Genomic DNA, 12644 nt, shown 5'->3' with positions numbered 1-12644 from the left:
TGTCATGACGCCCGGAGGCAGGCGCGTTCATCTCGTGCGCCGCGATCTGATCTTCGCGGCGGTCCGGGAGGCCGGCCGGATCAGCCGCGCCGATCTGGTCCGCCGCACCGGCATGGCCCGGATGACCGTCAACAGCCTCGTCGCCGATCTCCTCGCCGCCGGGGTCCTCGCCGAGGAGGCCGCCGCGCCGACGGGTGAGCGAGCCGGACGCCCCGCACGTTCCCTCACCCTCGGGCCCGCCGCCGGCGGCGTCGTGGGCGCGGTCATCTCCGCAGACGGGGTACGGGTGGCAGAAGCCGATCTGACCGGCTCGATCCTCGACGAACGGCACCACCACATCGACACCTCCGATCCGGTCACCGCCCTGGACGCCATCGCTTCCGTGATCACCGGCACCGGCCGGGTCTGGTCGACGGTGGCCGGGCTCTCCGCCCCGATCAGCGGCGGGATCGTGCAGAGCAGCAGCGTCCTGCCCGGCTGGGCCGGGATAGCGCCGGCCGCCGAGCTGAGCCGCCGGGTCGGCCACCGGGTGATCGTCCGAAACGACGCCGACCTGTGCCTTCTCGGCGAAGTGGGCTACGGGGTGGCGGCCGGGCACCAGGACGTCTGCTACCTCCGGGTCGCCACCGGCATCGGCTGCGGCCTGCTGCTCGGCGGAGTCGTGCACCACGGCGCCACCGGAGTCGCCGGCGAGATCGGGCACGTCCAGGTCGACGAGACGGGCGCGCTCTGTCACTGCGGCAACCGCGGTTGCCTGGAGACGATCGCCTCGCCCCGGCAGATCCTGGCAGCGCTGGAGACCGGCTACGGCGCTCCGATCACCGCGGAACAGGCCGTCGAGCTGGCACGCACCGACGCCACCGCCGAACGCATCATGGCCGATGCCGGACGGATGATCGGCCGGGTCGTGGCAGCCCTGGCGAACGGCATCAACCCGTCACTGGTGGTCCTCGACGGCCCCCTGATCTCCTCCGACGGACCGATCGTGAGCGGTGTCGTCGAGTCCCTGCACCGCTACGCGCAGCCCGAGGTCGTGGAGAGCACCGCCGTACGGGTCAGCGCCCTCGGCGGACGGGCCGCCCTGCTCGGCGCCGTCGGGGCGGCGCTGCGGGCCACGCCCGCCGCCCGCGGGGAGAGGGCGTTCGCCTCCGCGTCGTCCCCGGCGCCCTCTTCCGTAGCTGCTCCGGGGCGGCGGGAGCGGCTCGTCCGGCGGGAGATGATCGTGGAGGCGTTGCGGGGACGGGGTTCCACCGCTCGCAGCGATCTCGTGAAGATCACGCGACTGCCGCGGGCCGCCGTCGTGGACATCCTCGCCGAACTGCGGCACGACGGCGTCGTCGAACTCTGCGCCCCCGCCGAACCCCGGGCCGGCCGGCCGTCACCGCACTTCCGGCTCACCGCCGGCGGCGGGCGGCTCATCGGGCTCGCGCTCGCCGGCCCCGGCATCCGGGCCGTGGTCGCGGACGGCACCGGGCACGTCGAGGAGTCGCTGACGGTGCCGTTCCCGATGTCGAACGATTCCCACCCGATCCTCCGGGCCACCGCCGAGATGGCCCGCGAGCTGTTCGAACGCCACGGTCCGGAGGCGCGGATCGCTGTCAGTGTGCCGTCACCCGTACACCCGGAGACCGGCCGCTTCGGTGCCCGCAGCGTCCTCCCGATGTTCTCCGGCTTCGCTCCCGCCGAGGAGATCGCCACCGCCGTCGGCCGCCCGGTGCTCGTCGAGAACAACGCGCAACTCGCCGCGCTCGCCGAGATGCGCCGGGGCGCCGCCCGGGGATCGCGGGACGTCCTCTACCTGAAAGCCGACCAGCACACCGGCGCCGGCATCGTCGCGGGCGGGCGGATGCACCGGGGCGCCATCGGGTACGCCGGCGAGGTGGGCCACCTCAACGTCCGCGACATCGGGCCGCTCTGCATCTGCGGCAGCCGGGGCTGTCTGTCGGCATTCCTGACCCCGGCCTATTTCGGCGCGCTCCTGGAGAACCGTCCCAGCGCCGGTGGCGGGAGTCCGGGGTCACAACTCGCGGCCGGGATCTTCCGCACCGGCGAGGACCGCCTGCTGTCGCTGGCGTCCGGCGGTGACCGCCCGGCCCGGCGGGCGCTGCTCGACGCGGGCCGGCTGATCGGGCGGATCGTCGCTCCGCTCTGCGACGTCCTGAACCCGGGCGTGGTCGTGGTCGGCGGGCGCTTCGTGGAGGCGGGCGCGTTCGTCGTCGACGGGGTCCGCGAGGCCCTGATGCGGCACTGCGCACCCAGCGCGGCAGCCGGTCTGAAGGTCGTCCCGGCCGAACTCGGCTCCGACGCCGAAGTGCTGGGCGCGATCGAGATGCTCCTCTGACCCCCAATTCGATCAGCCCACCAGCCGATCAGCCCATCAGCCGGTCAATCGGCCAACCGGCCAACTGAGCGAACGGCCGAGCAACCGAGCAACCGAGCAACCGAGCAACCGACAGATCTTGAACGATGCCGCACCCCCGGCGATCGACAGTCACCCAAGATCCGCAGTGAAGCGGGACAGCGACCGCCTGCGTGGCGCACAAGGCCCAGATCTTGAGCGATGCTGCACCCCATGCGGTCAACAATCGCTCATGATCCGCAGTGAGGGGCGGTGCAGCGGGGTGAAACGGCGCGGCGGCGGCAACGACTGAACTGGCTCGGACACGGAGAAACTCGACTCCACCGAGATGCTCGCTCGACCCAAGGCCCGACCAGCCCTTCGGATCTTGAGCGAAGCTGCACCCCATGCGGTCGACGATCGCTCAAGATTCGCGGCGGGACCGGGCGGGCGGCCACAGGCGGCGGTACGGCGGGGCCGCAGGCAGCGGGGCAGCGGGACGGCGGGGCCGCAGGCAGCGGGGCAGCGGGGCAGCGGAGCAGGGGCAGCCGGGGCGCAGGCAGCGGGACTGCGGGCCACAGACAGCGGGCCGCACGCAGCAGCGACGGCGGGAGTCGGGAATAGAGGCAGCGTGTGACCCCGTTCGGGATCACACGCTGCGTGGGCCAGTGGGTCAGTGGGTCAGTGGGCCATCGCCTTCGGCGCGTCCGGGTCGACGTCGAGGGGGCCGGTGCGGAAGAGGACCGCGGCCACGATCGCGGCGAGGACGAAGAAGCCGGTCGACCACCAGAAGACGGTGTGGTAGCTCTCCAGCGCGGCCTGCGCCTGCACCAGCGGGGTCGGCTCCTTGCCCACCATGTAGTCGCTGGCCGCCGAGGCAGCGAACGAGCTGAGCAGCGCCGTGCCGATCGAGCCACCGATCTGCTGCACCGTGTTGATCATCGCGGAGGCGACGCCCGCGTCGTGGTGCTCGACGCCGGAGGTGGCGGCGTTCTGCGTCGGCGCGAAAACGAGGCCCAGGCCGAGACCGATAATGATTAGTCCGGGCAGCACGCCCGAGGCGTACGTCGAGTCGAGCTGCAACTGAGTCAGGAACAGCATGCCGCCGGCGGCGACGAGCGCGCCGAGCGGGACGAGCGGGCGCGGGCCGATCTTCGGGGTGAGGATCGAGCCGGCCGTCGTGGCGGTCAGCATCACCGAGCCGAGCATCGGCAGGAACGCGAGGCCGGTCTTCACCGGGGTGAATCCGAGGACCGCGGTCAGGTAGTAGGTCAGGAACAGGAAGATGCCGAACATGCCGGCGCCGGCGATGGCGATCGAGGCGTACGAGCCGCCGCGGTTGCGATCGAGGACGACGCGCATCGGGAGCAGCGGGTGCTCGACCCGGCGCTCGATCAGCACGAAGATCACGAGGATGACCAGGCCGGCCACGATCGGGCCGAGGGTCATGGCGTCGGTCCAGCCGTCGGTCTCGGCGTTCGCGAGGCCGTAGACCAGGGAGACCAGGCCGGCGACCGCTGCGATCGTACCGGGAATGTCGATCTTGCCGTTTGCGGCGACGGGCTCGTCCTTCAGCTTGAGGAACGCGCCGGCCACGGCGATCGCGGCGATCACCAGGTTGACGTAGAGGCACCAGCGCCAGGAGACGTACTCGGTGAGCACGCCGCCGAGCAGCAGGCCCATGCCGCCGCCGGCGCCGGAGATCGCGCCGAAGATGCCGAACGCCTTGCCGCGCTCGGCCGGCTCGGTGAACGTGATGGAGAGCAGCGAGAGCGCCGCCGGGGCGAGCGCCGCGCCGAACGCGCCCTGCAGGGCCCGGGCGAAGATCAGGAGCTCGAGGTTCTGCGCGGCGCCACCGAGGGCGGAGGCGAGCGCGAAGCCGATCAGGCCGATGACGAACATCCGCTTGCGGCCGAAGAAGTCGGAGAGCCGGCCGCCGAGCAGCAGCAGGCTGCCGAAGGCGAGCGCGTAACCGGTGACCACCCACTGCCGGCCGGCGTCGTCGAAGCCGAGATCGGCCTGGGCGGTGGGCAGCGCGATGTTCACGATCGTGGCGTCCAGCACGACCATGAGCTGCGCCAGGGCCAGTACGACGAGGGCCCACCAGCGTCCGGATCCGGACGCCTGCGCCTCACGTCCAGCCGGACTTGGTCGATCAGTAAGGGTGCTCATCGCTGCCTTCCGAGAAGTTGAGGTTCGTCCTCCACTTCGGCAGGCTAGCAGCGGAAGCTGAGGTATTACCTCCACTTCGTTGTAGGCTTCGACACATGACCATCGAGGCGAGGCCGTTGCGGCGGGATGCTCAGCGCAACCGGGAGCGGATCATCGAGGCCGCCCACGAGGTCTTCGCCACCCGGGGCTTCGCCGCCACGCTGGACGACGTGGCGCACCACGCGGGCGTCGGGGTGGGCACCGTCTACCGCCGCTTCCCCACCAAGGAGTCACTGGTCGAGGCGGTCTTCACGGATCGCCTCGAAGACATGGTCACGCTCGCCGAGGAGGCACTGACGGCCGATTCGGCGTGGGACGGCCTGGTCGACTTCTTCCGGCGCGCCGCGCGGATGCACGCCGCCGACCGCGGGCTCCGCGACGCCGCGCTCAGCATCGACGCGGACCACTTCGGGCAGGTCGGCGAGCACATGCTGCCGCTGCTGCAGCAGATCATCGACCGGGCGCACGCCGAGGGCACGCTCCGGCCGGACGCCGGGATGCACGACTTCCCGATCATCCTGGCGATGGTCACCGAGCTGGCACAGAACAGCACGGCCTGCCGCCCGGAGATCTACGAGCGGTACCTCTCACTGCTCCTGGACGGCCTGCGCGCCTGCCCGGGCCACGGCGATCTGGGCCCGCAGCTCACCGAGGCGGACGTGCAGGCCGTGATGAAGGAGTGCGTGCCACCCCTCAAGAGCCGCTGAGGACTTCCCACCGCGCCAGGTTGTGCCGCGCGTCGACGAGCGCGTCGTGCCGGCCGGCCATCTCCGGCAGCTTCGGGCGGCCCTGGTCGTCCCAGCGCTGCCGCAGATCCTTGGTGAACCGCGGGATCTCCCGGGGCAGGGCCGGCATGGCGCCCCACAGCTGGGCCAGTGCCACGTGGTCGTACGCCGCGTACCACGCCCAGAGCTCCATCTGCTCGGAGCGGCCCCGGAGCGGCTCCATCAGGAACTCGTAGAGGTCGTCGCGGATCCGCTCCCGGCTGCGCCACGCCTTGTCGGCCGGGGACGGCAGCTTGTCGAGCACGTTGCGCCGCACCCAGGGCACGGCCTTGGAATCGTCGAACTCGGTGCTGATCGCGTAGAACTCGCGACCGAACTCGTCGACGACACCGATCGAGACGAGGTCGACGATCCGGCCGTCCTCGATGAACTCGCAGTCGTAGAAATAGCGGTATGGCATCACCGCCCATCCTCCCGCATGGCCTTCAGGACTCCGACTCCAGGGCTGCCCGGGCGATGGCGAGCGCTCTGGCACACCCCCGGCGGGCCGCCCGCTCGGCCTGCACCGCCCAGCGCAGCCGCAGCAGCACCGGCAGCGCGGCGTCCAGCTCGTCGTGGCGGACCGGACCGGCGGCCAGATAGCCGTCGAGCAGCTCGCCCGCGTGTTCCGGGCCGCCCGCGTCGGCGACGGCGGCCGCCACGTCGTAGACCAGCGGGCCGGTGCCACAGGCGCCGTAGTGCAGCACTCCGGACCGCCCGGTCGCCGGATCCAGCACGAACACGTCGGCGCCCGGATCGCCGTGCAGCGTCCCGTAGGTGAGCCGATCGGTCACGGTGAGCCGGGTCGCCGCGGCCACCGCCGCCGTCACCGTGCCGCGCAGCCAGGGCTCGGTGTCGAGGTGGGGCGCGTCGGGGTCGGGCAGCTGCCACGGGCGCAGGCCGGCATGACGAAAACCTTGGAGAGCCTTGTGTACGACACCCAGCCGCTCGCCCCACCACTGCTGATCCACCGGATCCCGGCCGTCCAGATGACGACCCGGAAGCCGGCGCTGCACTGCCAGCGCGCCGTCGGCGGTGTCCACGGTGAGGGCGCCGGCGAGCGTGCGGATCGGCTCGCCCGCGTCGATCCGGCGCAACCGGAGGTGTTCGGCCGCCACCAGCCCGGCCTCCATCGGCTGCCGGGCGCCGCTCTCGGCGAGCCGGGCGACGTACCGGCCGGTGGCGGCGGTGACATCCCAGCCGCGCGACATCACCGACTTCGGCCGTTCGGTGATCTTCGATGGGATGAGATGCCACTGTTCCCGCAATGTCGATCGAAGGAGCTCATCATCCGGCACCGCGGGATTATCTCGGCACAAGCGACTAAAGCGACGGACAGCGGGGGTGACAATCACAGAAGGCGATGGGAGGTTTACAGAAAGCTACCGAAGCGACATGATCGTACGGGAGTGAGCTTCGATGTCCGACTCAAGATGGCGTTCGGGGCACGCTTCATGCTAAGAGTGATCGTTCGCGTCGTGGGGCCGGCGCCTTCCGGGTCGACGACGCGGTCCCCACCGGGGGAGGGATAGCGCCGTGGATCATCGCTTGCCGGATTCCGGCGACGCGCTCACCGGTGTGGAGATGTTCGCGGGGCTGGAGCCGGACGTGCGGCAGCGCGTCATCGCCACGGCCGTTCCGCGTCATTACCGCAAGGGTCAGATTCTCTTCGTGGAGCACGACCCCGGCGACTCCCTGATCATCATGAAGCGCGGCGCCGTCGCGGTCTTCCGGACCGCGCCGACCGGCGAGCGCGCCGTGCTCACCGTGGTCCGCCCGCCCGACGTGCTCGGCGAGGTCTCGCTGCTGGACGCGTCGACCCGGAGCGCATCCGCCGAGGCGATCGAGGACTCGCAGGCGCTCTCGCTGTCCCGGGCCGCGTTCATGGACCTGGTGCACTCGAACCCGCGCATCCTGGACGCCGTGATGCGCTCGGTCGGCGGCCTGATCCGCCGGCTCACCGAGCAGAACGCCGATCACGTCTTCCTCGACCTGCCCGGCCGGGTCGCCAAGACGCTGGTCCGGCTCTCCGGCGAGAGTCAGGCCCCGATGATCACGATCGAACTCAACCAGAGTCAGCTGGCCGAGATGGCCGGCGGCTCCCGGCAGAGCGTCAACCAGGCAATCGGTTCCTTCGCGAACCGGGGCTGGCTGCGCACCGAGGGCCGCCGCATCGTGGTGACCGACGTGCAGGCGCTCAAGCGGCGAGCGGGGATGAACTGACCGGGTTCTTCAGGCTCGCGGCGTAGACGTCGACGTACTCCCGGCCGGAGAGCACCATCAGCTCGTACATGATCTCGTCGGTGATCGCGCGTTCGACGAAGCGGTCGCCGCGGCTCTGCGCGTACCGGGAGAAGTCGAGCGGCTCGCCGACCCGGATCCGGACCCGCTTCACGGCCGGGACGAGCGTTCCGGTCGGCTGGATCTCGTCGGTGTTCAGCAGCGCCACCGGCACCACCACCGCGCCGCTCTCCAGGGCGAGCCGTGCGACCCCGGTCTTACCGCGATAGAGACGCCCGTCGGGCGATCGGGTGCCCTCGGGATAGATCCCGGCGACATTGCCCTCCTTGAGGACTCTCAGGAGGGTGTCGAGGGCCGCCTGGGCGGCTTCCCCACCCGAACGGTCCACCGGGATGGTCCCCGCGCCGACGAAGAACATCCGGGAGAGCCAGCCCTTGATCCCCTTGCCGGTGAAGTATTCGGCTTTGGCGACGAAGGTCACTTTCCGCCGCATGATCAGCGGGGTGAAGATCGAGTCCGAGAACGAGAGATGATTACAGGCCAGGATCACCGGACCGGAGCGGGGCACGTTCGCGAGCCCCTCCACCTTGGGGCGGAACAGTAGTCTCAGGACCGGTCCGAGGACCACCAACTTCAGCAGCCAGTAGAACACTGGTGTCCTTTCCGCGGATGCCACCGGCGTCCCGGGGCGATGTAGAAGCGTACGAAGCGGGAGCGGCGCGCCACAACGCACTCCCGCAACAGGCGCCTGCCGTGTCACCATTCAAGGCACGGTCGGCAAGGGGGTGCATCGGTGACAACGGGTGGCGCCCGTCGGGGGCGACGCGACAACGGGCTCGACGCGGCCGACTACGCCGTGGCGGGTGACGTGGATCCGCGGGTGGGCGAGCATCTGCTCGACGTGCTGGCCGCCGGCGGCATCGCGGCGTACCTGCAGCCGACGGCTGACCTCAACCCGATCCTGCGTGCCACGACACTGCCGGCACGCCCGATCGACCGACTCTACGTGGATCGCACGCGCCTGGAGACCGCCCGCGAGCACCTGCAGAAGGTGACCGGCGGAGCGCTTCCGACGCCGCCGTCCCCGCCCACGCCGACGGACACCCGCCCGCAGGCCGAGGTGGACGCCGAGTGGGCCAAGATCATCGCCGGGTTCCACACGCTCGACGACAGCGCCGGGACGCCCTGGCCCGAGGCGGAGAGCGTCGGCCCGGTCGATCCTCCCCGCCCGCTCGGCGAGGACGGGCGGCCGCTGAACCGCCGGCGTACCGATCCGCAGCCCCCACCGAAGGACGAGGACCAGTCGCTCCTCTACGGACTCGACACCTTCGGCGCCGACCTGCCGGAGTCCGACGACGACGAGGACGACCGCTACATCCCGCCGCCCCCTCCCCCGATGCCCAAGATCTCCAAGTACGCCGTGTTCGGCCTGCTCGGCGTGGTGGTCGGCTTCGTGCTCTTCCTCTTCCCGCGCCTGCTGCCGCTGGACAGCACCTATGTGACGCTCTTCGGCTTCGCGGCGATCGTCGGCGGCGCCGTCACGCTGGTCTGGCGGCTGCGTTCGGGCGATGACGACGACGAGTTCGACGACGGAGCCGTCGTCTAGGGCCTGGATCACATAGACGGACATCGGTGCTCGCCCGGTAACCTACGGTGATGCGCCAGAGCTCGCTCGTCGTCGTAGCCAACCGCCTGCCGCTGGATGACAGCGCCGCCCCGGACGGCGCGTGCGAATGGCGCCGCAGCCCAGGAGGTCTGGCCGGCGCTCTGCGCGCGATCTTGGAGCAGACACCGGCCACCTGGGTCGGCTGGGCCGGCGGGGTCGGCCCGGCGCCGCACCTGCCGGACATCGGCGGCCTGCGTCTACGGCCCGTGTCGCTGGGCGCGGAGGAGCTGAGCGGCTACTACGAGGGCTTCGCCAACTCGACGCTCTGGCCGCTCTACCACGACGCGGTGCAGCAGCCGGTCTTCGACCGGGGCTGGTGGGAGACCTACCGGGCGGTCAACCGGAGATTCGCGGAGGCCGCCGCCGAGGTGGCCGAGCCGGGCGCCGTGGTCTGGGTGCAGGACTACCACCTGCAGCTGGTGCCGGGGATGCTCCGGGACCTGCGCCCCGACCTGCTGATCGGGTTCTTCATGCACGTGCCGTTCCCGCCGCCCGAGCTCTTCATGCAACTGCCCCGCCGGGTCGAGCTGCTGCGCGGGATGCTCGGCGCCGACCTGGTCGGCTTCCAGCGGGAGCAGGCCGCCCACAACGTCGCCCAGCTCGCCCAGAAGCTGCTCGGCGCCCGGGCCACCGACGACGCGATCGAGCTGGACGGGCGCACCGTGCGGACCGGGGCGTTCCCGGTCTCCATCGACGTGGCCGAGATGCGGGCGCTGGCGAACCGGCCGGACGTGGTGAGCCAGGCCCGGCAGCTGCGGCACGATCTGGGCGAGCCCAAGCGGGTGCTGCTCAGCGTGGACCGTCTCGACTACACCAAGGGCATCGAGCACCGGCTCACGGCGTACAGCGAGCTGCTGCGGGACGGGTACGTGAAGGTCCGCGACACCGTGATGGTCCAGGTCGCGGTGCCGAGCCGGGAGCGGGTGGAGAGCTACTCGGACCTGCGGGACCGGATCGAGGGCGAGGTGGGCCGGATCAACGGCGAGTTCGGCCGGGTCGGCGAGCCGGCCATCCACTACCTGAACCAGCCGTTCGCGCGCTCGCAGCTGGCGGCGCTCTACCAGACCGCCGACGTCATGGTGGTGACCCCGCTGCGGGACGGGATGAACCTGGTCGCCAAGGAGTTCGTGGCGGCCCGCGAGGACGGCGCGGGCGCGCTCGTGCTCAGCGAGTTCGCCGGGGCCGCCGCCGAGCTCCCGCAGGCGTTCCTGGTGAACCCGCACGACGTCGACGGCCTCAAGGAGACGCTGCTGCGGGCCATGTGCGCCGATCCGGCCGACCTCGCCGCACGGATGACGGCGATGCGCGAGCAACTGGCCGAGCACGACATCCTCGCCTGGGCCCGCGCCTATCTGACCGCTTTAGATCACACGGGCAGTCTTGCCGACAGACTTGCCGGTGATCGTACGAGGGAAAGCTCAGTGGCCTGGCACCGCTGAGTTCTTCGCCAACCAGTCCAGGATCGCGTCGATGGGTTCGGCCCATCCGTCGTCGAGCATCAGGTCGTGGCTCATACCGGGGAAGAGCAGCGGCGCCTCACCGTAGACAGCCGCCGCCCGATCGAGGGCCGCCCGCTTCACCACCCGGTCGTCCGGGCTGCCCGCGACGAGGACCGGCGGCCTGCCGACCGGGCGGGGCAGTTCCGGCCTCGGCTTCACGAAGGTCGCGAACCGGGATCGCAGCCGCGGGGCGGCCAGCACCGCGGCCCGCGCCGGATAGCGGCCCAGCGCACGGGCCACCACCAGGGCCCCGGCGCCGTGCCCGATCAGCACGGCCTGCCGGGGCAGCGAGGCCGCCGTCTGCACCGCGTCGTGGACGCAGGCCCGCAGGTCGCCGCCGGGTCGCGGAGACAGCGCGTGCGCGGCGAAACCACGGCCGGCGGCATGACCGAGCCAGTGCTCGGCGAAGATCGCGGCGGTCCGGCCGGGGCCGGCCACGAAGAGCAGTGGCGGATGACCGCTGTCGTCCTCCGGCAGCCGGGAGACGACCTCCCGATCGGCCGGCGCGACAGGTGCTGTCCAATCCTGGAAACGCAGGACTTCCGACGTACTCATGCTGAGGTCTTATCCATCTGCTTCAAGAGACTCTCGACGGACTTCAGGTAGTCGACGTGGTCCACCTCGAACCAGTGCCGCTGGGTGGGCAGGACCCGGCGCCGCGACCAGGAGTCGAGCGGACGGGTGGACTCCTTCTGCTGCACGGCGGCGGCACGCTCCGGATCGTCGGCGCGCAACCGCAGCCAGCGGGCCACCGCGACGCTCTGCCAGTGCGCGAGCGGGAAGACGCCCGAGTCCGGCTGCAGCAGGCCGATCACCGCGAGGGTCGGGTGCCGCCGGGCGAACGCGTGCAGGTGCAGGTCGGGCCGGCCGTTGCCGTCGGTGTCGAGCAGCTCGGGCTCGAGGAAGTCGAAGCGCGGCCGGTAGCCGGTCGCCGTGATCACCAGATCCGGCTCGATCGTCGTGCCGTCGGTGAGGACCACCTTCGCGCCGTCGTAGCGCTCCACGTCCGGCACCGGCTCGATCCGGCCGTGCCCCAGGTAGTACGGGAGCTGGCTGTTGACGATCGGGTGCGACTCGAACGGACGGTGATCCGGCTCGGGCAGGCCGAAGCGGGTGAGGTCGCCGCTGGTGAGCCGGACGGTACGCCGGTAGAGCCACTGGCGCAGCCGCAGCGGCAGACCCCACCGCAGCAGCCGGTCGTTCACCTGGTCGGCGGGACGGCCGAAGACGTACTTGGGCGCGTACCAGTAACCCCGGCGCGTCGAATGCCACACCCGGGTCGCCTGCTGCGCCGCCTCCACCGCGATGTCACAGCCGGTGTTGCCGCCGCCGATCACCAGGACCTTGCGGCCACGCAACCTCGACGGATCCTTGTACGCCCGTGCGTGCATGGCCTGACCCGTGAACTCACCGGGGATCTCCGGGGTGATCGGCGACCAGTTGTGCCCGTTCGCGACCACGATCGCGGCATAGCGCTGCACCCGCGAGGACTCGCCGACACCGGTGGACCGGATCGTCACATCCCACTTGCCGTTCTCAGCCGGCGCCACCGAAGTGACCTCCATGCCGAACCAGATGTCGTCGGTGAGCGCGAAGTGCTTCGCGTACCGCTCCAAATATTCCAGGACCTGACTGTGGTGCGGGTAGTCGGGCCAGGTGTCCGGCATCGGGAAGTCGGGGAACTCGGTCAGCGGCCGGGAGGAGATCAGATGTGTTCCGGCATAGATCGGGCTGCGGTCGTGGCGCCAGTTCCAGGCGCCGCCGACGGACGTCTCGCGCTCGTAGCAGTCGACGGCGAAACCCAGCTCACGCAGGTTCTTTATCGCGGCCAGTCCGCTGGCGCCGGCGCCGACGACACAGACGGCGTCGCCACGGTCGCCCGGGTCGGGGGTGTCGTGCACCCGGCGATCCTCGCAGAGGCCGGG

General features: G+C 71.1%; 11 protein-coding genes. 5 read left to right on the top strand and 6 right to left on the bottom strand.

The window, feature by feature from the left end:
• Positions 1-4: 4 nt before the first annotated feature.
• Positions 5-2341, top strand: coding sequence for an ROK family protein (locus EP757_RS17855; protein WP_127547499.1), 2337 nt, complete (start codon positions 5-7; stop codon positions 2339-2341).
• A 678-nt stretch (positions 2342-3019) separates the two neighbouring features.
• Here EP757_RS17855 and EP757_RS17845 read toward each other — a convergent pair.
• Positions 3020-4510, bottom strand: coding sequence for a DHA2 family efflux MFS transporter permease subunit (locus EP757_RS17845; RefSeq protein WP_127547495.1), 1491 nt, complete (start codon positions 4508-4510; stop codon positions 3020-3022).
• Positions 4511-4605: 95 nt separating this feature from the next.
• Between EP757_RS17845 and EP757_RS17840 the strand changes: the two genes are divergently transcribed.
• Positions 4606-5256: a TetR/AcrR family transcriptional regulator gene (locus EP757_RS17840; protein WP_127547493.1), complete on the top strand. Its 651-nt coding sequence runs from the start codon at positions 4606-4608 to the stop codon at positions 5254-5256.
• On the opposite strand, the gene EP757_RS17835 is transcribed toward EP757_RS17840, so the two are convergent.
• Positions 5243-5734 (bottom strand): polyadenylate-specific 3'-exoribonuclease AS, encoded by a 492-nt coding sequence (locus EP757_RS17835; protein WP_127547491.1) that lies wholly within the window; start codon positions 5732-5734, stop codon positions 5243-5245. The genes EP757_RS17840 and EP757_RS17835 overlap by 14 nt on opposite strands.
• Before the next feature lie 25 nt (positions 5735-5759).
• Positions 5760-6611: a phosphotransferase enzyme family protein gene (locus EP757_RS17830; RefSeq protein WP_127547489.1), complete on the bottom strand. Its 852-nt coding sequence runs from the start codon at positions 6609-6611 to the stop codon at positions 5760-5762.
• 238 nt (positions 6612-6849) lie between these two features.
• On the opposite strand from EP757_RS17830, the gene EP757_RS17825 reads away from it, so the two are divergent.
• Positions 6850-7536 carry a Crp/Fnr family transcriptional regulator gene (locus EP757_RS17825; RefSeq protein ID WP_014441566.1) on the top strand — a complete coding sequence of 229 codons (687 nt, stop codon included), beginning with the start codon at positions 6850-6852 and terminating at the stop codon, positions 7534-7536.
• On the opposite strand, the gene EP757_RS17820 is transcribed toward EP757_RS17825, so the two are convergent.
• Positions 7511-8206, bottom strand: a complete 696-nt coding sequence (locus EP757_RS17820) for a 1-acyl-sn-glycerol-3-phosphate acyltransferase (protein WP_127547487.1) — start codon at positions 8204-8206, stop codon at positions 7511-7513. The two genes, EP757_RS17825 and EP757_RS17820, sit on opposite strands and share 26 nt — an antisense overlap.
• A 141-nt stretch (positions 8207-8347) precedes the next feature.
• On the opposite strand from EP757_RS17820, the gene EP757_RS17815 reads away from it, so the two are divergent.
• Entirely contained in the window at positions 8348-9160 is an 813-nt protein-coding gene (locus EP757_RS17815) for a DUF308 domain-containing protein (RefSeq protein WP_127547485.1), read from the top strand.
• Positions 9161-9210: 50 nt separating this feature from the next.
• The gene (locus EP757_RS17810) at positions 9211-10659 is read left to right on the top strand and encodes a trehalose-6-phosphate synthase (RefSeq protein WP_127547483.1); all 1449 of its coding nucleotides are present in this window, start codon (positions 9211-9213) and stop codon (positions 10657-10659) included.
• Here EP757_RS17810 and EP757_RS17805 read toward each other — a convergent pair.
• Together EP757_RS17805 and EP757_RS17800 are read right to left on the bottom strand one after the other, a co-directional pair.
• Complete coding sequence (locus tag EP757_RS17805; protein ID WP_127547481.1) at positions 10639-11274, bottom strand: alpha/beta hydrolase; 636 nt, start codon at positions 11272-11274, stop codon at positions 10639-10641. The two genes, EP757_RS17810 and EP757_RS17805, sit on opposite strands and share 21 nt — an antisense overlap.
• A complete protein-coding gene (locus tag EP757_RS17800; RefSeq protein WP_127547479.1) occupies positions 11271-12620 on the bottom strand; it encodes an NAD(P)/FAD-dependent oxidoreductase in 1350 nt (449 codons plus the stop codon). Before EP757_RS17800 ends, EP757_RS17805 begins: the two co-directional genes overlap by 4 nt.
• Positions 12621-12644: the final 24 nt, after the last annotated feature.

It is taken from the genome of Actinoplanes sp. OR16, assembly GCF_004001265.1.
Lineage (GTDB): Bacteria > Actinomycetota > Actinomycetes > Mycobacteriales > Micromonosporaceae > Actinoplanes.
This window is presented reverse-complemented; position numbering and strand designations above follow the sequence as displayed.

Bases quoted from the DNA above. Each gene is read 5' to 3' on its own strand.
- EP757_RS17855 (WP_127547499.1), top strand. From the start codon at position 5: ATGACGCCCGGAGGCAGGCGCGTTCATCTCGTGCGCCGCGATCTGATC.
- EP757_RS17845 (WP_127547495.1), bottom strand. From the start codon at position 4,510: ATGAGCACCCTTACTGATCGACCAAGTCCGGCTGGACGTGAGGCGCAG.
- EP757_RS17840 (WP_127547493.1), top strand. From the start codon at position 4,606: ATGACCATCGAGGCGAGGCCGTTGCGGCGGGATGCTCAGCGCAACCGG.
- EP757_RS17835 (WP_127547491.1), bottom strand. From the start codon at position 5,734: ATGCCATACCGCTATTTCTACGACTGCGAGTTCATCGAGGACGGCCGG.
- EP757_RS17810 (WP_127547483.1), top strand. From the start codon at position 9,211: ATGCGCCAGAGCTCGCTCGTCGTCGTAGCCAACCGCCTGCCGCTGGAT.
- EP757_RS17805 (WP_127547481.1), bottom strand. From the start codon at position 11,274: ATGAGTACGTCGGAAGTCCTGCGTTTCCAGGATTGGACAGCACCTGTC.